We start from the raw sequence: 20,045 nt of genomic DNA on the forward strand, positions 1-20,045 counted from the left end.
TTACTTGGCCTTCACGTCCTTGGAGCCCTTGAGCGGAGCGCCGGTGAAGTAGCACTTGTGGCTCATCTCGGTGATGACGCCACTGCCTCCCTTGCCCAGGTCGATCTTCCCGGACGCGTCCACCGTGCAGTCCGTGCACTTGAGCTGCACGTTGCCTTCCACCTCCAGCGACAGGTCCGTCTTGCCCTTGATGGTGATGACGTCGTCCTGCTTCACCGTCACCACCGTCTCGCCGGCGGTGATGACCACCGACTGCTCCTGGTCGATGGCGATGGACGTCTTGCCACCCGGTGGCGAGACGACGCGCCACTCGTCCGCTTCGTGAATGGGCGGGTTGAGCTTGTCCGAGTACAGGCGTCCGGTGATGACGGGGCGATTGGGGTCGCCGTTGAGGTAGGTGATGACGACGAGGTCTCCGGCGTGCGGCGCGCTCACCATGCCGATGTGCGGCGTGGCGATGGGGACGCGGCGCAGCTCCAGGCCGCTCTCGCGCAGCTTCACGTGGCACTCGTGGTTGTTCGCGTCGCCGTCCGCGTGGGGGAACGCGCTCGTCACCACGCCCAGGTCGCCCAGGCGCAACGACGCCAGCTCGTCCCGGATGATGGAGCGGATGATGGTGACCAGGTCGCTCACGTCGTGCCTCCCGCGAGCAGCGGCATGGTGCCAGCACCCAGCGAGGGAGCGGGTGTCGTGGGCGGCGGCGCGGCGAGCAGCGCCTCACCGAGCGCCTTGAGCGTCGCCTTGACGCCGATGACAGACTCGCGAAGGGACGTCAGGGACTGCTTGGGCAGATAGCCCTGGAGGATGACGACGGCGCCGGCGCGAATCTTCTCCAGGACCAGGTGCGCCGCGTGGGCCGCGCCGGCGAGCGGGGCGAGCGCCTCCATGCCCATGTCGCGCATCTCCTGCTCGGACTTGTCGCCAATGGCCTTCAGTCCTTCCAGCGCGGGGTCCAGTTTCTCCAGCAGCTCGGGGATGGCCGCGACCTGCTCCAGCTTGGCGATCCACCCGATGATGAGGTTCAGTGCATTGCCCAGCGCGTCGATGCCCACCTTCACGGGGGCTCCGATGCCGAACCTGCGCACCAGGCTGACGATGGCGTTCACCGTGTCCGTCTTGAGCAGGTTGTCCACGGCGATGACGAGTCGGGTGATGCTGTCGACGATATCGGCGGTCGTGCTCACGGAAGGTTCTCCAGGTCCTTGAAGGGTCCGAGCGGATCGAACCCGCCGATGGCCGCGCCCAGTGCGCCGGCTTCCTTGCCCACGGCCTGGAGCTTCGCGAGGAAGTCCCCGGCGCCCGCGATGCCCTTGACGATGTCGAGCGCGGCGCCGAGGTCCAGCCCGGTCATCTGCTCCAGGATGTTGATGCCCTCGGTGGCGAGCTTCTCGATGAACTCGCCCAGGCTCCCTGCCTGGCTGAGCGACTGCACGAAGCCGATGATGGCGCCGGGGTTCACCTTGCCGAGCGCGCCCAGCAGGCTTCCGAAGTTCTTCCCCGTCAGCGAGCCCTTGGTGCCGTTGACCACCGAGCCCAGCTCATCCGGAGACAGGTGGCCGAGCAGGTCCGGGTTCGCGTCGACGGCGTCCATCAGCGACTCGGGGTTCTGGAGCACGCCCGCGGCGTCCGTGGAGCCCTGGGCCCAGGACTGTGCGTCGTCGGCCACCGCGTCGTTCACCGCGCCGACGCCCGCGTCCTGGGTGGCGGGGGGCTCGACGTACTCCTTGACGCGCAGGAAGAAGCTGAAGCGGTTCTGGTGTCCCGCGAGCTGGCGGACCTGGAAGTCCGCGATGAGGACATCGGTGAGGTCCGCTCCCGCGATGGCGTCCGAGGCGAACGACATCGGCGTCGCCTTCATCTGTGCTTGTCGCAGTTCCTCCAGCGCCGCTTGCGGGTCCTCGCCGAGGAGGAGTCCTTCCATGACGACGGTGACGGGCTCACGGCCCAGGTCCTGGAAGACGGAGCCGGACTGACCGGGCACGCGCTGCTGCACGAGGTTGCGCGCGTCCTCGGTGTAGATCTGCGTGAGCCCGATGAGCTCGATTTTTCCGATGCGGACGGGCATGTCAGAGTTCCATCCGGGTGGTGAAGCCCGTGCGGGCATTCAGGGTGTGACGCACCGAGCGGACGCGAAGAACCTTCCCGGACAGCAGGGCCTCCACGGGATGGCCCTCCGGGATGTCGTCCACCTTGATCAAGTCTCCAGGCTTCACGGCGGGCGCTCCCAGCACCTCGATGAAGCCGTGCAGCGGACGGGCGGCCAGCGCGCCCACGCGGGCCTTGGCCTGATCGGACGCGTCGGCGCCCGCGCGGACCGAGCCGTCCTTCACTTCGCGCGAGCTCTTTCCCGTGGAACCCGCCTGCACCTTGCCGCTGGTGCCCAGCGCGGCCTTGCCGTGGACGGAGGCCAGGTCATCCACCAGCCAGTGCGCCTTCTTCTCGCCCTGGGAGCTGGCCGCGCCTTCGCCCCAGACCTCGAAGCCGTCGATGGCGGGGAGCGGCTTGCCCAGCTGCGTGCGCAGCACCTGGGCGTCGTAGGCGAACGTGTGGTCCGCGCCGCCCTGCTTCGGCGCCGTGAAGTACACCTTCCCCTCGCCGTCGGTGAAGACGTCGAAGCCGCACTGCTCTCCGAGCTGGAGGATGTGCCGCAGGGCGCGAGGCCCGCGGTGCAGCACGTAGCTGGGGAATGTCGGGCCGTCGTCGATGGTGCCCGGCGTGCCGCCCGCCTTCTTCACCAGCTCACGGACGATGGAGCCCGCGGACATCTGCTCGTAGGCGCCCGACACGTCGAGCCGCGCGAGCTTCGCCAGGGCATCTCCGCCGATGACGATGGACGTGTCCGGCGCGGCGCGGGCTTCCAGCACCAGGCCGGTGAAGACGGTGACCGCGCCATCGCCGCCATCCAGGGCGATGGTGGTGGTTTCTCCGGGAGGCGGGAGCGCCGCGTCGGAGGGAACGAGCTCCACGGTGCACCGGCCGCCCGCGCCGTCCATGGTCAGCTCGCTGGTGATGGAGCGGATGAAGGCCTGTCCCTGGCGGGCCTTGTTGGAAGCCCGGAGGGAGCCAATCGTCACGGAGTATCCGATGCCGGCCATGGGCTCAGACCTCCAGTCCGTGACGGCGTGCCGTCTCGCGAAGGATGTCCACCAGCGCGTCTTCCAGCGTGCGCCGGTCCATGCCCGCCGTCGCCGTCTCCGCGCCCATCTGCACGTTCACGTTGAACGTGTTGCGAACCGCCGCGTTCGCACCGGAGTCCACGGCGGGAGTCGAGGCGGGACGCGAGGAGCGCTCGACGGTGAGGGCCTCGTGGGTGACTTGCTGGGCTCGCTCCAGGACGGGCGTCAGACCCTGGCTCACCTGGCGCACGACCTGGGATGTGGCCAGCGCGGCCGGTGGCACCGCGCGCTCCGGCTCGGGTGACGACGGAGGAGCCACGGGCTCGGCTTCCATGGGCGGAAGGAAGGTGAGGCGGGACCTGGGGCGTGAGACGGCGGGCGCGGCGGGACGCACCACGGGCGTGGACTGCGCGACTGACCCTGGCGCCCGGAACGCGGCGGGAGTCGATGACAGCACGCGCATGACGGGCGTCGCGGACGGGAGGCTCGTGTGAGCCTCGACGGGTGCGGAGGGGGGACGCGGGGTGACCCCGGCCGGAGTGCTCGCCTCGTAGCGAGGTGCGTCCGCTGTCACTTCGCGAGCCGCGGGCGGCACGTTCGAGGAAGCGTCTTCGCCGCGTGCGGGCAGGGGACTGGCGCGCTGGAGCGTGGGGACGCTCTCGCTCGCCGAGGTCTCGGAGGGGAGCGGCATCGGTCGCATGAGTCGCACGACCTGTCGCTTGGGCGACCGGGGCTCGGTGGCCTTGATGGAGACGCGGAGTCCCTCGGACGAATCGCTGCTCGTGGCGAGCGACTCCGGAGGGGCACTCAGGGGGGACGCGCTGGCTGTTGATTCGACGCCATCGCTCGGAGTCCGAGCCGCGACAGGCGCTTCGTCCGTGCGCCTGTCCCCCATGCCCGAGTGCTTCGACGGACCCGCCGAGAACTCCGAGGGCAACGAAGTCGATGCGCCCGCGTGGAGGGTGGTGCCGTCGAACTGCATCGGGTGGCTCGCACCGGAGTTCACCGCGTGCGTGTCGTCGCCTGGAGCCATCTCGGAGACTCGCGCGTCGCTCGCGAGGGGAATGCCGGCGCGCTTCCCGGACGAAGGCAGGTCGTGCGCCGAAGAGGAGGAATGCCCCTCATCGGACGTGGGCGCACGACTCACGGACCTCGAGACCTCGGAAGCGGAGACCGGCGTCACCGCGGGCCGCGAGGGCGCGACGGACCGGGGAGCGATAGGGGCCGCAGGGACGCTGACGGGCTCAGGTCGAGCGACGAGGGGCCCGGAGGGTCGCTGTCCATGAGGACCCGGAGCTGCATCCACCTCGCCGCTGGAGCGTGAAGGCGAGAGGAGACCGGTGGGCCGAGCCGTCGCCGGTGCCTCCACTCTGGGACGCACGGTGGTCGCATCGCTGCCCGAGGTCGGCGCTGACGCCTCGTCAGGTGAAGGCTCGCCATGCTCCGAAGCATGGGGAGCAAGCTTGACGCCGAGCTGTCGGGCGACACCTTCGAGTGCTCGAAACGCCGGGCGGGCCAGTCGCGCGGTGAGCTCGGTGGTGGTGAACGTCGTGCGCATCAGTCGTCCTCCACCTGAATGACCACCGCGTCGGGAAAGTCGGAGAGTCTCCTCGGCCGCGAAGTCGGGGCCGGGGCCGGAGCACCAGGCTCCGTGAGCTGCAACATCGCGAGCAGTCGGTCCACCTCGGCGGCGGGGGTTGCCCAGACCTGGGAAGGTGTCCACCCCAGGGCACGACAGAGCTTCAACGTCACTTCCGCGAGGACCCGGGCTTGTTTGCCCGAGGCACGCATCGTGCGGTCTTCATCGCGCTCGTCCCCCGCGTTGAGCGCGACCACGGCGTCCAGCAGCGCGGCGGTGCTGGCCCCATCCAGCGTCTCCAGGGGCGCCGTGGGAAAGTGCTCCACGACGGAACTGGAGAGCATCGAGCGCAGGTAGCGCTCCAGGCTGAGTTCCCTCGAGCCATCGGGCTGCGACGTCAGGCTCTCCTCGAGCGCCCGGGAGCGCTCGGAGAACGTCCAGGGCCGCAGTCGGGCACGCACCGCACCCGCCTGCACCCAGCCCGGTGGAAGCGTCCCGGGCGAAGGCTCCTGTGCCCCGCCCGAGGCCCACCACAACGCGAGGGGCGCCAGCTCCGCGTGGAGGGACTCCGGCACCCCTGAGTTCCGCAGCACGTCGGCGGCGAAACCGTCGGCGTCGAAGGCCAGTCCCGGGCCATCGAGCCGCGCATGAAGGTCGAGCGCCCGCAGGTGCGCCTCGAAGCTCCACGGATGGAGCGCGAGACGTTCGCCAGTGGAGCACTCCACCTCCAGGGCCCCGGAGTTGACTCCGGGGTGGAGGTGGAAGGTCCGGCCGTCGATCTCCAGGGAGATCGGCGCCGCACCGGACTCCATGCGTGAGCTGGCGGGCGACTCCCTCACGGACTATTCCTCGCGGATGCGGGTCGCCGTGAAGGCGTACGTCGTGGCGGCGCTGCCGTGCGCGTCCATCTGGAAGGACTTGCCCTCGACGAAGCAGTCGTCGAAGGACAGGGTGCGCGTGTCGTCCGTGCCCTCGGTGCGCTTGAGGTTCGCCACGAGTTGGAACTTGCCGCGCTCGGAGAGCAGGGTGTCCAGCTTCACGGCCGCGGAGCGGATGACCAGCTCACCGATGACGGTGCGCAGGCCGAAGATGACGTCGACGCGCTCGTTGGACCCGATGGCGCGGATGTCCTCGCGCTCGGTGACCACTCGGAATGCGATGGATTGGAGGCCGTCCACGGCCTCTCCGTCGACGAGGATGCTGCTACGGTTGGCTGAGAATACCGTTGGCATCGGTGCGTTCCTTCATCAGACCTGGACCGTGATGGTCGCGTAGATGTAGTCGATGGCGCGGACGGGTCTGACGGCCATGTTGACCCTGACGATTCCGAGCGCGAAGTCCGCCTGCGAGGAATAGACCTCCACCTTGAAGGCGGGATCCTTCCCGTCGGTGGAGGGGACGATGGCGCCGTCCTTCTGCATCTGCACCAGCGCCTCCACCAGCTTCTGCTTCAGGGCGCTGCGCCCGTCGGCGTTGTTGAGCAATCCGATGAACAGGTCGCCCACCATCTTCAGCGTGCGCACCGCGCGGTCCGCCACGCGGCGGACGTTGATCTGATCTCCGTCCGTCGTCAGGCCACGCACGACGATGGTGCCCCGACCGCGCTCGGTGACGACGGGGACGACGAAGGCACGCAACAGCGCCTTCTGGTCCTCCACACCCACCAGCAGCTCGTTCAGTCCGGAGACGCGCTTGAACGTGGGGGACTGGTGCGGCGCCAGGCTCCCCACCATGCCGGCGACCGCGCCCACCGTGCCGTGAGGCGCGACGAGCACGAACCGGTCGCTGACCAGGTTGGCGGCGAGCTGCGTGTTCTCCGCCATCGTCCCGGCGGGAGGAACCTGTCCGAAGCCGAGGCGGCCCTTGCTCTCGCTGCTCAGCGTGTTGCAGTGGCTGATGACGTCGCCGTAGATGCGCGTCAGCTTGGTCCGGTCGGAGAAGTCCTGCACCGCGGCCAGCACCAGGTCCACGTCCGGCTGGTCCTTCAGTCGGCCCAGCGCCGTGGCGTAGTCGTCCGGCGTGGCGTCCTTGCCCGTGGCCAGCGTGTACGTGCCCGCGGTGGGCCAGCCCACGCCCTTCGTCGTGTCGATGCGGATGAACGACGAGGTGTCCAGCGACGAGGTCAGCGACGCGGAGTTGACGTTGCGCAGCACCTCCACCGAGCCGCTGGAGGGGTGGGTGACCTCCAGGTCGAACGACACCGACAGGTCGATGTTGTCACGGTAGGTGACCTTCAGCGTGATTCCGTTGGCCCACAGGCCTGGGACTCTCGCGATGAAGGTGGCGCCAAACTTATCGCCGACGTGTCCCGGCGGATATTTGCTGTTGTCGGCCGCGACGGCGATCGTCGCGGCGGTGCCCGCGGTGGCGGGCAGGGGGGAAATCACCAGCTCGGAGACGCCATTGTCCAGCGCCTGGCGCGCCTCCGGGAGGCTGTAGGCGCTCGCGCGTCCGGCCACCTCCAGGAAGCGAGACCAGCTGCTGGCTCGGACGACCTTGCCGTTGGCTGACTCCAAGAAGCCTGTGATTCCAAGAACCCCAGACGGTGCAAGCTGTTGGGGCAACACTTCCTTGACGACCGTGACCTGGACACCAGGAATGATGAGACCTGTGGCCATACGCTCCCCGACCCTCGCCAGCGAGGGGGTGGAAATCCCTGCTCCGGGTGCAGGTTCCCTGGACCGCGTGCCTGGGCTTGCGCCCACCCCTGATGGGGGACGGTCCTATTCATAGACACTGATTTGAGAAAAGCGTGCGCAGGGCCGTGACGACACGCTGGAATTCCTGGCGGCGAGCCATGACGCCCGCGACACACCAGGAGATGCGACAGACGACAGGGGTTGAATCAGGGATTGGTGGCGGGAATCTGCACACCCGTCTTGCGCAGCGCGGCGATGGTGGTGGCCGCCAGCGTGGAGAGCTCGCCGATGATGGCCTTGCCCACGTTGAGCAGCAGGTCGACGATGGCGACGATGTGCTCGACACCCGCGCCCACGAAGTCGACGATGATGTTCAGGAAGCGCTGTCCCGTCAGCGCCAGGTTCCGCGCGGAGTCAGGCAGCAGGTCCAGCGTGGAGTTCACCAGGTCTCGGCCCGCTTCCAGCACGTCCTTGATGGACGTGACGACCTGCGGATCCATCAGCGGCTTGATGAGACCTTCGACTTGTTTGAGCACCGAGCTCAGTACATTGCGTACCGGCGTCCAGATGACGGAAATCTTGTCGGTGATGCTCTTGAATCCCGTACCGCTCACGGCCAGATACAGTTTGTACAGCGCCTGTTCGACCTGGATGGCGATGTTGTCCACTGTAGCCAAAGCGTCGGAAACGTTCGCCGCTGCGTCTGCTGCCATGGATATGTCCCCCTCAAGTGAAAATGAGTGCGCTCATGCGAAACATGAACGCATGCGCACAGTATGTTAGCGAACACTCCGGTTTCAAGGGTTTATCAGGTAGGGCACGAAACAACGGTTCGGCCCTACCATTTCCGGGTTGTCATTGCTGACCCTGGCTCAAGGTGACGCAGGGGGTCGAGGGGCGCGGGGTGGATGAAGGGGAAGGTGACCCCGCGCCCCTCTGAAAATCGTCGCTCAGGGGTCCGGCAGGAGGAACGGAATCCGGTAGGCGCGCGCGGCGGCGGGGAAGCCCCCGGAGGTTGCGGCGGCGACGTAGTCGGTGAGATTGGGGAAGGCATGGTCGCGATCAGCGACGCCGCCCAGCCCCAGCCACGACGCCAGGGTAAAGCCGTATTGGTCCACGGAGAGTGAAGGCAACCAGCGGCCCTTGGCGTCGACGGAGTCCAGGTTGTTCACGGCGCCGGCGGACAGGTCCAGGTTGGGGAAGGTGCCGTGGAGGCGGCGGCCCTGCACCCGGTCTCCCAGGACGATGGCGTGGCTGCCCCAGCCGTGGTCGGAGCCCTTGTCTGAGTTCTCAGCCAGGGTCCGGCCAAAGTCGCTCATGGTGAAGAGCGTGGACTGGGGAGGATTCACGCCGAAGACGCCCTCGGTCTTCAGGCGGGTCATCGCCTTCTGGAAGGCGTCCAGCGCGAAGTCGACCTGGAGGAGCAGCGCGGTCTGCGTGGCGTCCTGGCCCACGTGGGTGTCGAAGCCGCCGAGCCCCACGGAGAACATCTGTCGGCGCACGCCCAGCCCTCCGCTCGTGGACGGCACGGCGCCGGCGACCAGGTCGCGTATCACCTGGTAGAGCTGCGTGTGCAGCGTCCAGCCCGTCGTGCCTTGCGGCGGGGTGAAGTAGCCGTCGATGTCGAGCCGCGCGTCGTCGGTCAGCGCATCCCACGCGGCGGCGCGCGCGGTGGCTCGCGCGGAGGCGAAGGTCTGCGCGGTGGTGAAGACACCGCCGTAAGAGGCCTCCAGCGTGACGCCCCGGTCCAGGGCCACGATGTCCGCGAGCGCCTCCGAGCGCAGGGTGTTGAAGTCCGCGTCGGACGTCCCCTTCATCTCGAGCACGCCCGAAGAGGACACCATCATCGGCTGTCGCTCGGCGCCTCCGGAGTACAGGGCCTTGCCGCCGAAGGAGGTCACCTCCGGATAGTCACCGGGGTTGTGCGTGTGGAGGCGGTCGGCGGTGCGTCCGCCCCAGCCGGTGGCCTTGCCTTCGAGCGCTGGGGGCAGGTCCACGGTGGAGGGGTTGGAGATGCCGCTGGCCCAGGCGTCCTGTTGGTCGCTGTGCGAGAAGAGGTTGTCGGGACGGGGCACGTCGCCCAGCTCGTAGTTGACCTTGCGCATGGGAAGGGTGAGCGGCCCCACGTTGCAGACGAAGGCCGCGCGCTCCTGCTCGAACAGCGCCTGGAGCTTCTCCAGCGAGGGATGGAGCCCATAGGCGCCCGGCGCCAGTCCCACGGGGTTGATGGGGCGCAGGTCGTTCAAGGGGATGCCGAGCGTGGAGCGCGCGTCGAGATATTGCGCGTGGATGCCGGCGTCCCGGGGAACGAGGACGTTGTTGGTGTCATTGCCACCCAGCAGAAAGACACACACCGTCGCGCGGTAGCCGGCGTAACCGGACAGCGTCGCGGCGGCGGCGTTCCCGAGCCAACCGGGCATGGGGGAGGAGACCGCCAGATATCCCAGGCCCAGCGAGGTGCCACGGAGGAATTGTCGTCGTGAGAAGCTCATGGGCTACCTCTGGATCTGGAATTCGGGAGCGAGGGACGTGAGGTAGACGGCGAGCTTCTTCCTGCGCAGGGTGTCGCCGGCATCCGGGTGGGAGATGGCATTGAGGACGATGTCCCGCAGCTCCGGAGACATGGTGCCGTGCAGGAAGTAGCGGTTGAGCCACTGCACGGTGTCGCTGGAGTTGACGGGGAGGATGTCCAGGTCGATGAGGACGCCCGCGTTGGCCGTGGCCGCCGCGAAGAGCAGGTCATGCGTCACATTGGCGCGCGCGGTGACGGTGGCCGTGTCCAGGATGGCGAACTCGGGACCGAGCAGACCTCCTCCTCCCGGGGCGGGCGCGTTGGGCGGGTAGTAGCTGAAGACAGACGGAGGCTGGGGCACGTATTGCCCCATGGATTGGCTCCAGGAGCTCAGCTTCGCGCCGGGGTCCAACGTGCCCGTCGTGTCGAGCGTTCCCTTCAGGCCGCGGACGAGCGTGGTGACGTGGAGCGCGGGCGAGCGCAGGTGGCCGAAGGTCGCGAGCTGCGCGGCGGGAGGCACGGGGCCCCGGGCCTCGTCGTGCTGGAGGATTCTGCGGATCACCGCGCGCAGGTCTCCCCGGACGTCGCTGCCGTTGTTCTTGAAGATGTTGACCACGTCCTGCACGTACTCGGGGCTGGGGTTGCTGGTGACCAGGTGCTGGATGAGCTGCTTGCAGATGAACGGCGGCAGGTTCGGGTCGTCGAAGACGTTGTCGAGCGCCTCTTTCAGGTGCTGACGCGGCGTGCCGTTGGCGGTGGTCCACATGCCCCGGAGCAGCTCCTTGGACGTGCTGTTGTGGTTCACCGCGCAGTCCATCATCGGCGCCGCATAGGTCGGCGGATTCGTCCGGCCGATGGTCGGGCAGGTGGGGCCGGCATAGGTCCAACCGGAGAGGGCGTGGGCGAACGCCTGGACCTGCGCCTCGGTGTAGGAGGGCGTCGTGCGGCCCAGGTTGTCGAGCACCGGGGTGCCGTTCTCATTCAGCTTGTGGAGGCCGAGTGTGAAGAGCTGGAGCATCTCCCGCGCGTAGTTCTCGTTGGGCTCGATGGGCTGGCCGTTGGGCTTGAAGGCCCGGTTGTTGGCCATGTCCAGGTACGTGCCCATGGCGGGGTGCAGCGTCACGTCCTCCAGGAGCTGGCGGAAGTTGCCGAACGCGCGCTGGGACAGGAGGTTGAGGTAGCTGGCCATCGCCACGCGCGGCTCGGGCTCCGGCGTGGACATGACGTTGGGGATGCCGTTCTGGGAGACGACGAGAATCTGGCTCAGGGCGAAGGCGATGCGCAGCCGGAGCTGGTCCTGTCCATGGACGGCATGGAAGAAGAACTGCGAGCCCAGGTCCTTCGTCGCAAGGCCGTCGAAGGTGGAGCGCGGCGCGGCGAATTGGTCGGTGATGGCCTGACGGATGCCCACCGTCATGACGTGTTCGACGGTGTCGATGGGCGGCGTCGGGGCGCCAAAGGCCTGCCGGGGTCCGAAGGTCGCCTGCTCCAGGAAGCGCAGGGTGTTGGGCTCGGTGGGCGTCTCGAGGGGCTCGGCGTGCTGCTCCTGTTGTCCTGGCGCGTCGAGCGGTGGGGTATGGGAGGTGGGCGGGCCCTCGTCGGGTGCGCATGCGGCCACGCACACGGCGAGGGTGAGAGTGAGGCGTCGAATCATCCGGAGGTACTCCTTCAGTTGGTTCGCGAAGGGGGAGAGGACTCCCCCGGGAACAAAAACACTGAAGTCCGGAAATAGTTGCGATCCCCGGTGCGAATTCCGAAGGGCCTGGAGGGGCCACGGGGCCCGACTCTTGGGCCCCTGGGGCTACCAGGTGATGGCGTCCAGGTGGACGGTGCCCGTCCAGCCGCTGTTCGTCGTGAACTCGACACCGAGCTGGTAGAGCGGCGTCGTGCTGTTGGTGGGCAGGGCCACCGTCACGGTGTTCCAGGTTCCCGTCTGAAGGCTGCCCATCGCCGTCCAGCGCCCTGTGTAGCGCCAGCCGCCTGGCTCTCCTTCCAGTGCGAAGGGCTGGATGGCGGTGATGCCACTGCCGCTGGGAATCCAGACGCGGAACGTCACGGTCGCGCCGCGAGGGACGGGGGCGGTGAGGACGGACGCGACGCCCGTTCCCGAGGTTCCGCTGAAGGGCACCGCGAGTGAGCGCGTCCCCGCCTGGGCTCGCGCCGTGGAGGACGTCGCGGCCTTGAGTGGAGCGCCCGACGACGACCAGCCCTCGGTGCTGGACTCGAAGCCGTAGCCGCGAGCCGCGCTACCGCCGTCGCTCGTCCCGGCGTCAGTGCCACCCGAGCCGCCGTCACGCGTTCCGCCATCGCTCGTCCCGGCGTCAGTGCCACCCACGCCGCCGTCGCGCGTGCCGCCATCGCTCGTCCCGGCGTCAGTGCCACCCACGCCGCCGTCGCGCGTGCCGCCATCCGAGCCGCCGTCGCGTGTCCCGGCATCGGTGCCCGCGTCGGTCCCTCCACCCGAGCCGCCATCAGTGCCCCCTCCTGAGCCGGGGAGCGTGGTGCCCGTGGCGGGGAGGGTCAGTCCACCCGCGAGGAGGAACGGGGCCGCGTGAGTCTTGAGGTAGGGCTGTCCATCCGCGCCCAGGTCATTCGGATACGAACTCTGTCCGCCCGCGCCCGCGCCGAAGAGGAGCGCGATGACGCCCGTGTTGGCGAACTTGCGGCGGTGCGCGTCGCCGCTCGTGCCGAAGAAGTATTCGGTGCGGTTGTCGCGATAGCCCGCGCGGGTGCTGCCGTCGTTGTTGATGTTGCGATGCTGGGAGTTGCCGAGCGGAATCTGCCAGAGCACCCATCGCTTGCCAGTGGTCTGGTTCATGAGCGTCAACCACTGCGCGTAGCGATTGAAGGAGCGCGAGGAGATGGAGGCGTTGTCACTGGCATCCCACCAGACGTCCTGGGCCCGCGTCAGCTTGTAGAAGTCCGCGTCCCGGTCCAGCGGGTCTCCGACGAGCACGTCGTAGGTGGCGCCCGTCACGTTGGTTCCAAGGCCCAGGGGTTTGAGGAAGTTGACGACCTTGTCCACCTCGGGCTGGAGCGGGTCGGTGACGGAGCAGCAGGAGATGTCCTTGCCGCTGGCCCACGCTGAGATGTGGATGCCGAGGATGACGTTGTTGGCGCCCACGGACTTGCGGAGCTGGAGGAAGGCGAGGCCCCAGCCGGCCACGGTGTTGGGGAGGCTCGCGAGCTCGGGCATTCCCGTGGCGGCGACCGCGGCATAGGCGTTGGGATTGGAGTTCGTCTGGAACTGGAGGAGCCCCACGGCGTCCGGTTCGATGTGGAGCAGCACCGGCTTGCCGAGCTCCTTCGCGCGCTGGAGCAAAATCTTCAGGTCTCCGAAGTAGCCGCGCATCGTGGCCGCGTTCTGCACCTTGGCGAGCGACTCGCCCTCACCACCGCCGGGCTCGGCGAACAGTTGGTAGAAGACGGGCGCGGGGATGAATCCCTGGGTCTTGGACTCATCGAGGAAGGCCTTCCCCCAGCTTCCATCGGGCTGCCCCCAACCCCAGTTGTCCACCCAGCCCTTGGTGAAGTAGCGGTAGCGCACGTCCCAGGGGACGCCGCTGTCTCGCATCCAGTTCTGACCTGCTTCCTCGAAGAGTCCCACGGCGAGGCGATTGGGCATCCCCGTGGGAACGGGGCCCTTCACACCCGGTGGTTGTGATTGAGCGAGGGCGGGCGACACGGCGGCTGTCAGCCACGCCAACGCCAGCACGGCGAGGTTTCGTCGGAGCGTTGGTTTCATGCCCCTGACTACAAATGGCTGGCAGTCGACAAACCGGTTGCCCGCACCCAGCGTCGGGACGCCTGCCCTCCGTACCGACGGGCGAGCCCCCGCATTCGTGGCCCGCGCCGCGAGGGACGACTGTCATCCGCCGGAACCGCTCATGGGCTCCGAGCGAGGAGTCATGCGCGAGGTTTCACGGGCCCGGGCAGGCAAGGCCAGGCTCGGGGGCATCCGAGTCCTGGTGCGCCAGGAGGCAGCGAAGGGCCTCCGGGTCCACGGCGTCCGCCAGGTACGTGCGTCGCCACAGCAGCGCGGCCACGCGCTGGGGCATCTGCGGGTCTTGCGCCACCAGGGCTCGGCGCACACCGTTTGCGCCCGTGGGCACGCTGGCCGCGGCGGCCTCGAGCTTCGCGACCTCGTCGGGACAGCCGTCGGGGCAGTTATAGAGAAACACCGCGTGCCCGTGCTCCAGGTTGTGGACGTAGAGGCAGCGAGACACGGGCTCCGCGTAGACCCCGCAGCGCGCCACGTTGCCGCAGTGCGGGCCGGAGTTCGGTGGATTCTCTCCGTTGCCGCAGGCCGGGCTGTCGCAGACGGCCAGGTGGCCTGACGACGTCTGCGCGGAGAGTGGGAAGCTGTACTGCTCGCAGCCGCGAAGTTCCCCGTCATCCGAGGAGTCGCACGCGGACAGCGACACGAGCGCGAGCAGCGAAGGGAGCACGACGAGGGCGTGTTTGAGTGGCACGGCCCTTGTCATATCCCATCAGCCCGGGAACGCGCCTCGCCGCTCCACGTCTTGAGCGCGCAGTCCTGGTAGGCCCACGGCCTCCGCGAAGCGGAGGAAGTCGGGCTGGGACAAGCTCCCACCCGTGGCGTGGGCGTGGCCCGCTGTGAGCGCGTCTCCCAGCGCGGAAGGCGTCAGTCCCTGGAGGAGGGTCATCGGATCTCGGGTCGCCTGGCTGCGCAGCGCGAAGTCCACGCGCCCGGGCAGGTAGCCCGTGTTGGCGGCGATGACCAGATGCTCGGGAAGGCGCTGCGCCCACCTCACGGCCACCAGGGGGTGTACCAGGGCCTCGGAGCTGAACAGCAGGAGCGCCACGTTCGTCGCGATGCGTGGAGGTGTCTTCGCGCAGCGTTCGACTTCCCGACGCACTTCCAGGCGGCAGTCGCGCAGTTCGTCCACGCCGGGCACGTGGCCGTCCGCGACGTCCTTCGCGTTGCGTGCGCGCAGGAGGACCTCCAGTGCCCTCGGTGCGGCGAAGCGCGCGGAGCGTCGCGCGGCGTTCACCAGGGACACCGTTTCCACCACGGCCTTGCGGTTCGCGCGTCGCAGCGCGTCCTTGAGGAACGCCATGGGCGCGTCGGTGCCGAGCGCGCCTGCCGTGCCGAGCACCGCGAGCCACTCCAGCGGCCCGGGCACGACGAGCGGTGACACGAGCACATAGGTGAGCAGGCTGGTGCTCGCGGCGGGCTCATGGCCGTGCGCGGAGAGGAGGCGAACCTCGGCGGGAAGCGGCTCGGTGTCTCGATGACGGTCCACGACGAGCGTGGGGAGGAGAGGTGTCGCCCGGCTGCCCATGGCGAGCACGATGAGGGCTTCGGGCGAGGAGGCGCGGACCCGCTCGAGGAACCCTGGCGAATGGGCATGTTCTCCCTTGCCCGGCACGCGGAGGGCGCCGGATGCACCCAGCGCTTCCAGGGCACGGACGATGAGCACGCCGGACGCGAGCCCATCCACCTCCGAGTGGGGCACCACGAGCACGCGCTTCCCGCGCTGTTGTTCCATGAAGCGACGGGCCTCGGTGAGTGCGTCCTCGGGCGCGGGCCAGGTCGGGTCCTTCGTGTGTCCAAGCAGCATGGCCTCAAAGCTGTAACGCGGCCCGGGGACTCGGGAGGGAGAGGGCAGGGGACTCGCCTGCTCCACGGGCGGGCCCTGGGGCGCGTGTCGTCCCTTTCGTCCGGGGCGCTCGATGGCGCTTTCGCGTTGCGTCAGCCGGCGACGAGGCCGGACGCCGACGTGGTGGGAGGGGCGCGCAGGTGCTTGAGGGCCTACTTTCGGGATGTCATTGGCCGGCGGTTCCTCTACGGTCCGCCCCATGAAACGGACCCGACTTCCGCAGTCATTGCTGCGCTCGGCCCTCGCGGCCATGGTGCTGACCGCCGTCCCGGGCTTTGCCCAGGCGCCCGCCGCGAAGGCCACGCCCGAGGAGGCGAAGCAGTTCGCCGAGAAGGTGAACGCGGACCTCAAGCGGCTATGGACGAAACAGGCCACCGCCGAGTGGATCAAGTCCACGTACATCACCGATGACACCGAGCGGAACGCCGCCTACGTCAACGAAGAGGTGCTCGGCTACGTCAACGGCGCCATCAAGGACTCGCGCCGCTTCGACGGCCTGAAGCTCGACGCGGACACCGCGCGCATGCTGCACCTGCTGCGCGTGTCCCAGGCGTTGCCGGCGCCCTCGGACGCGAAGAAGCGCGCGGAGCTGGCGACGACGGCCGCGAAGCTGGAAGGACTCTACGGCAAGGGCAAGTACTGCGGCGCCGACGGCAAGGGCAAGTGCAGGGATTTGGAGGAGCTGTCGGACGTCATGGCGGAGAGCCGTGACTACAACGCGCTGCTGGATGCGTGGCAGGGCTGGCACTCCATCTCCAAGCCCATGCGCCCGCTCTACCAGCAGCTGGTGAGCATCTCCAACGACGGCGCCAAGGACATCGGCTTCAACGACCTGGGCACGCTGTGGCGCTCCGGCTACGACATGCAGCCCGCGGAGTTCGAGAAGGAGGCCCAGCGCCTGTGGGGCCAGGTGAAGCCCCTGTATGACGACCTGCACTGCTACGTGCGGGGCCGGCTGGCGAAGCAGTACGGCGCGGAGAAGGTGCCTTCGGGCAAGCCCATTCCGGCGCACCTGTTGGGCAACATGTGGGCCCAGGAGTGGAACAACATCTACCCCCTGGTGGAGCCGTTCCCCGGTCAGGCCAGCCTGGACGTGGACTCCGAGTTGAAGAAGCAGGACTACGACCCGCTGAAGATGGTGCGGCTGGGTGAGAAGTTCTTCACCTCGCTGGGCCTCAAGTCGCTCCCGGAGTCCTTCTTCGAGCGCTCCCAGTTCACCAAGCCGAAGGACCGGGACGTCGTCTGCCACGCCAGCGCCTGGGACGTGACGTACGAGAACGACCTGCGCATCAAGATGTGCATCAAGCCCACCGAGGAGGACCTCGTCACCATCCACCACGAGCTGGGTCACAACTACTACTACACGTACTATTACAACCTGCCCGTGCTCTATCAGGCCGGTGCGAACGACGGCTTCCACGAGGCCATTGGCGACGCGCTGACGCTGTCCATCACCCCCGCCTATCTCCAGCAGGTCGGTCTGCTGAAGGAAGTGGCGAAGAACGACAAGAACCTCATCAACCTCCAGATGAAGGACGCGCTGGAGAAGGTGGCGTTCCTGCCCTTCGGCCTGCTGGTGGACCAGTGGCGCTGGGAGGTCTTCTCCGGCCGCGTGAAGCCGGCGGACTACAACAAGTCCTGGTGGACGCTGCGACAGAAGTATCAGGGCGTGGCCGCGCCGGTGGCTCGTTCCGAGCAGGACTTCGACCCGGGCGCCAAGTATCACGTGCCGGCGAACGTCCCCTACACGCGGTACTTCCTGGCTCGCATCCTCCAGTTCCAGTTCCACAAGGCGCTGTGTGAGGCTTCAGGTTTCAAGGGCCCGCTGCACGAGTGCTCCATCTACGGCAACAAGGAGGCCGGAAAGCGGCTCCAGGCGATGCTGGAATTGGGCGCGAGCAAGCCCTGGCCGGAGGCGCTCCAGGTCGTCACTGGAACGCGGAAGATGGATGCGACACCACTGCTGGATTACTTCAGCCCGCTGCGTCAGTGGTTGAAGGCCCAGAACAAGGGCCAGAAGTGCGGCTGGTAGCCTGCTGAAGTGGACTTCCCGGGGAAAGGCCGCATAGATTCCCCGGGTCCTTTAGGGTTCGCTCGGTAGGACCGGACGGCGGATTTTCGCGTCCGTGACGAAAGAAGAAGAAATCGAATGGCTACTGGTACCGTGAAGTGGTTCAACGATGCGAAGGGCTTCGGCTTCATCACCCAGGACGGCGGTGGTGAGGACGTGTTCTGCCACCACACCGCCATCAACATGGATGGCTTCCGCACCCTTCAGGAGGGGCAGAAGGTGGAGTTCGAAGTGGCCCGCGGCCCCAAGGGTCTGCAGGCGCAGAACGTCCGCGCTGGCTGATTCCCGACGTCGTTCGCAACGACTTCCTGGATGCATCATGAGGGTCCGGCCTGCCAAGGTCGGGCCCTTCGTGCTTTCTGGTGCCTGCCCATGTCCTCTCCAAAGCCACGCTTCTTTTCCGCCGTCCGTTCCTGGCCTCTGTTGTTGGCATTGGGATGTGCCACCCCCGCACGGCCCCCTGTCATTGCGCCGGAGGAGTCCCGAGCCATGAAGCCCGCGTTCGACCTGGCGGCGGTGAAGGCTGGACTCGTGGCGAAACACGGGGAGGCGTCTCGCGCGCGCATCGAGCGGGGCGTCGATCAGGTCGCCCTGCAATGGCGGGCCGAGGACGGAGACCTGTCTGTCTTCGTGAGTGAGCAGTTCGTGTCGGACGCGCGGGTGTTGGACGCGACGTTCGCCCGGTTGGAGCGGCTGTTCGAGCAGTTGGATGGGCACATGCTCGAGCTGGGGCGCGAGACGCAGTGGTACACGGACCTGGACCTGGGGCCGCTGTTGCCGGTGGAGCCGCTGGTGGCGGCGTATGACCCGTCCTCGCACGTCACCGAGGACCTGTTCCGCGCGAAGGTCGCCTTCGTGGTGCTGCTCAACTTCCCGCTGACGACGCTGTCGGAGCGTACGGAGAAGGGGCCCACGTGGACGCGCAGGCAGTGGGCGGAGGCGAGACTCGCCGGGCGCTTCAGCATGCGGGTTCCCGCGGATATCGCCCAGGAGTCCTCGCGTGAGGTGGCGGCGGCGAACCTCTACATCGCCGAGTACAACGTGTGGATGCATCACCTGCTGGACGAGCGCGGCGAGCGGCTCTTCCCGAAGGGGCTGCGGCTCATCAGCCATTGGAACCTGCGCGACGAGCTGAAGGCGGACTACGCGGACCCGCGAGGGCGCGAGAAGCAGCGCATGATCGTCCAGGTGATGGAGCGCATCATCACCCAGACGATTCCGGCGGCCGTCATCGACAACCCGAGGCTGGACTGGAACCCATACACCAACGTCGTGACGGTGGCGCCGGCGGACACGGTGGAGGCGGATGCGCCATCGAAGGAAGCCAAGGCGGACGCGACGCGGGAGCAGGACGTGCGCTATGCGCGGCTGCTCGCCATCTTCCAGGCCGCGCGCAGGGCGGACCCGTTCGTGCCGGTGGCGCCCACGCGCATCGCTCGCGCCTTCGAGCTGGGTCGGGAGCTGCCCGAGGAGCGGGTGAAGGCGCTGCTGGCGCAGGTGCTGGAGTCCCCGCTGGTGCCGCGTGTGGCGAAGGAGATTGAGACAAGGCTGGGCCGGAAGCTGGAGCCGCAGGACGTCTGGTATGCGGGGTTCAAGCCGGGCGCCCAGCGGCCGGAGTCGGAGCTGGATGCGTTGACTCGCAAGCGCTACCCGAGCGCGGAGGCGTTTGCGCAAGACCTGCCCCGCATCCTTCGCGGCATGGGGTTCAGCGCGCAGAAGGCGGACTGGCTCGCGGCGCACATCCGCGTGGATGCCTCGCGGGGGGCGGGACATGCCCAGCAGGCGATGCGCAGAGGGGACTTCCCTCGGCTGCGCACGCGCGTGGAGAAGGAGGGCATGAGCTACAAGGGCTACAACATCGCGGTGCACGAGCTGGGGCACAACGTGGAGCAGGCCTTCAGCCTCTACGGCGTGGACCACACGTTGCTCACGGGTGTCCCCAACAACGCCTTCACGGAGGCGCTGGCCTTCGTGTTCCAGGCGCGGGATTTGGAGCTGTTGGGGCTGGGCAAGCCGGATGCGGCCAGCGAGCGGGAGCGGGTGCTCGGAGACTTCTGGCAGACGTGGGAGCGCTCGGGCATCGCGATGGTGGACATGGGCGTGTGGCACTGGCTGTACGCGCATCCGGAGGCCACGGCCGCGGAGCTGCGTGAGGCGGTGGTGTCGATCTCCCGCGACGTGTGGGCCCGCTACTTCGCGCCGGTGCTGGGGGGCGAGGGGACCACGCTGCTCGCCATCTACAGCCACATGATCAGCTACCCGCTATACCTGCCGGATTATCCGCTGGGGCACCTCATCGCGTTCCAGATTGAAGAACACCTGTCTCGCAAGGGGCCGCTGGGCGCGGAGTTCGAGCGGATGGCGACCTATGGCTCGGTGACGCCGGACGTGTGGATGACGCATGCGACGGGCGCACCGGTGAGCGCGGAGCCGCTGCTGCGGGCGACGGAGGCCGCGTTGAAGGGGAAGCCGTAGTCTCACGCGGTGGTAGGCTGCGCGCCGCA

The 20,045-nt window shown here is 68.0% G+C and carries 17 protein-coding genes; 3 read left to right on the top strand and 14 right to left on the bottom strand.

The window, feature by feature from the left end:
- From FJV41_RS01600 to FJV41_RS01665, 14 genes are all read right to left on the bottom strand, one after another.
- The gene (locus tag FJV41_RS01600; RefSeq protein WP_141640595.1) at positions 1 to 633 is read right to left on the bottom strand and encodes a phage baseplate assembly protein V; all 633 of its coding nucleotides are present in this window, start codon (positions 631 to 633) and stop codon (positions 1 to 3) included.
- Positions 630 to 1,184 carry a hypothetical protein gene (locus FJV41_RS01605; protein ID WP_141640596.1) on the bottom strand — a complete coding sequence of 185 codons (555 nt, stop codon included), beginning with the start codon at positions 1,182 to 1,184 and terminating at the stop codon, positions 630 to 632. Before FJV41_RS01605 ends, FJV41_RS01600 begins: the two co-directional genes overlap by 4 nt.
- Positions 1,181 to 2,065 carry a hypothetical protein gene (locus FJV41_RS01610; protein ID WP_141640597.1) on the bottom strand — a complete coding sequence of 295 codons (885 nt, stop codon included), beginning with the start codon at positions 2,063 to 2,065 and terminating at the stop codon, positions 1,181 to 1,183. The genes FJV41_RS01605 and FJV41_RS01610 overlap by 4 nt, the downstream gene beginning before the upstream one ends.
- 1 nt (position 2,066) lies before the next feature.
- Positions 2,067 to 3,095, bottom strand: a complete 1,029-nt coding sequence (locus tag FJV41_RS01615) for a hypothetical protein (RefSeq protein WP_141640598.1) — start codon at positions 3,093 to 3,095, stop codon at positions 2,067 to 2,069.
- Positions 3,096 to 3,099: 4 nt separating this feature from the next.
- The gene (locus FJV41_RS01620; protein WP_141640599.1) at positions 3,100 to 4,149 is read right to left on the bottom strand and encodes a hypothetical protein; all 1,050 of its coding nucleotides are present in this window, start codon (positions 4,147 to 4,149) and stop codon (positions 3,100 to 3,102) included.
- 524 nt (positions 4,150 to 4,673) lie between these two features.
- Positions 4,674 to 5,534, bottom strand: coding sequence for a hypothetical protein (locus FJV41_RS01625; RefSeq protein ID WP_141640600.1), 861 nt, complete (start codon positions 5,532 to 5,534; stop codon positions 4,674 to 4,676).
- A 3-nt stretch (positions 5,535 to 5,537) separates the two neighbouring features.
- On the bottom strand, positions 5,538 to 5,927 hold the full coding sequence (locus FJV41_RS01630) for a hypothetical protein (protein WP_141640601.1): 390 nt from the start codon (positions 5,925 to 5,927) through the stop codon (positions 5,538 to 5,540).
- A gap of 15 nt (positions 5,928 to 5,942) precedes the next feature.
- Entirely contained in the window at positions 5,943 to 7,211 is a 1,269-nt protein-coding gene (locus FJV41_RS01635) for a phage tail sheath C-terminal domain-containing protein (protein ID WP_246136933.1), read from the bottom strand.
- A 329-nt stretch (positions 7,212 to 7,540) separates the two neighbouring features.
- Positions 7,541 to 8,047: a hypothetical protein gene (locus FJV41_RS01640; protein ID WP_141640603.1), complete on the bottom strand. Its 507-nt coding sequence runs from the start codon at positions 8,045 to 8,047 to the stop codon at positions 7,541 to 7,543.
- A 237-nt stretch (positions 8,048 to 8,284) separates the two neighbouring features.
- Positions 8,285 to 9,826 (bottom strand): DUF1501 domain-containing protein, encoded by a 1,542-nt coding sequence (locus FJV41_RS01645; RefSeq protein WP_141640604.1) that lies wholly within the window; start codon positions 9,824 to 9,826, stop codon positions 8,285 to 8,287.
- Positions 9,827 to 9,829: 3 nt separating this feature from the next.
- Positions 9,830 to 11,500 carry a DUF1800 domain-containing protein gene (locus FJV41_RS01650; RefSeq protein WP_141640605.1) on the bottom strand — a complete coding sequence of 557 codons (1,671 nt, stop codon included), beginning with the start codon at positions 11,498 to 11,500 and terminating at the stop codon, positions 9,830 to 9,832.
- A gap of 147 nt (positions 11,501 to 11,647) precedes the next feature.
- Positions 11,648 to 13,591: a carbohydrate binding domain-containing protein gene (locus FJV41_RS01655; RefSeq protein WP_141640606.1), complete on the bottom strand. Its 1,944-nt coding sequence runs from the start codon at positions 13,589 to 13,591 to the stop codon at positions 11,648 to 11,650.
- A 175-nt stretch (positions 13,592 to 13,766) separates the two neighbouring features.
- Positions 13,767 to 14,282: a thioredoxin-like domain-containing protein gene (locus FJV41_RS01660; RefSeq protein ID WP_254614449.1), complete on the bottom strand. Its 516-nt coding sequence runs from the start codon at positions 14,280 to 14,282 to the stop codon at positions 13,767 to 13,769.
- A gap of 54 nt (positions 14,283 to 14,336) precedes the next feature.
- Entirely contained in the window at positions 14,337 to 15,431 is a 1,095-nt protein-coding gene (locus FJV41_RS01665) for a DHH family phosphoesterase (RefSeq protein WP_141640608.1), read from the bottom strand.
- A 238-nt stretch (positions 15,432 to 15,669) separates the two neighbouring features.
- Here FJV41_RS01665 and FJV41_RS01670 point away from each other — a divergent pair, with 238 nt between their 5' ends.
- The 3 genes from FJV41_RS01670 (at position 15,670) to FJV41_RS01680 (ending at position 20,016) form a co-directional block, all read left to right on the top strand.
- Positions 15,670 to 17,502 carry a M2 family metallopeptidase gene (locus tag FJV41_RS01670; protein WP_141640609.1) on the top strand — a complete coding sequence of 611 codons (1,833 nt, stop codon included), beginning with the start codon at positions 15,670 to 15,672 and terminating at the stop codon, positions 17,500 to 17,502.
- 117 nt (positions 17,503 to 17,619) lie between these two features.
- A complete protein-coding gene (locus FJV41_RS01675) occupies positions 17,620 to 17,823 on the top strand; it encodes a cold-shock protein (protein WP_141640610.1) in 204 nt (67 codons plus the stop codon).
- Between the two features lie 207 nt (positions 17,824 to 18,030).
- Positions 18,031 to 20,016, top strand: a complete 1,986-nt coding sequence (locus FJV41_RS01680) for a hypothetical protein (protein ID WP_246136935.1) — start codon at positions 18,031 to 18,033, stop codon at positions 20,014 to 20,016.
- Positions 20,017 to 20,045: the final 29 nt, after the last annotated feature.

Origin of the sequence: Myxococcus llanfairpwllgwyngyllgogerychwyrndrobwllllantysiliogogogochensis (genome assembly GCF_006636215.1) — a bacterium.
GTDB classification, from domain to species: Bacteria; Myxococcota; Myxococcia; order Myxococcales; family Myxococcaceae; genus Myxococcus; species Myxococcus llanfairpwllgwyngyllgogerychwyrndrobwllllantysiliogogogochensis.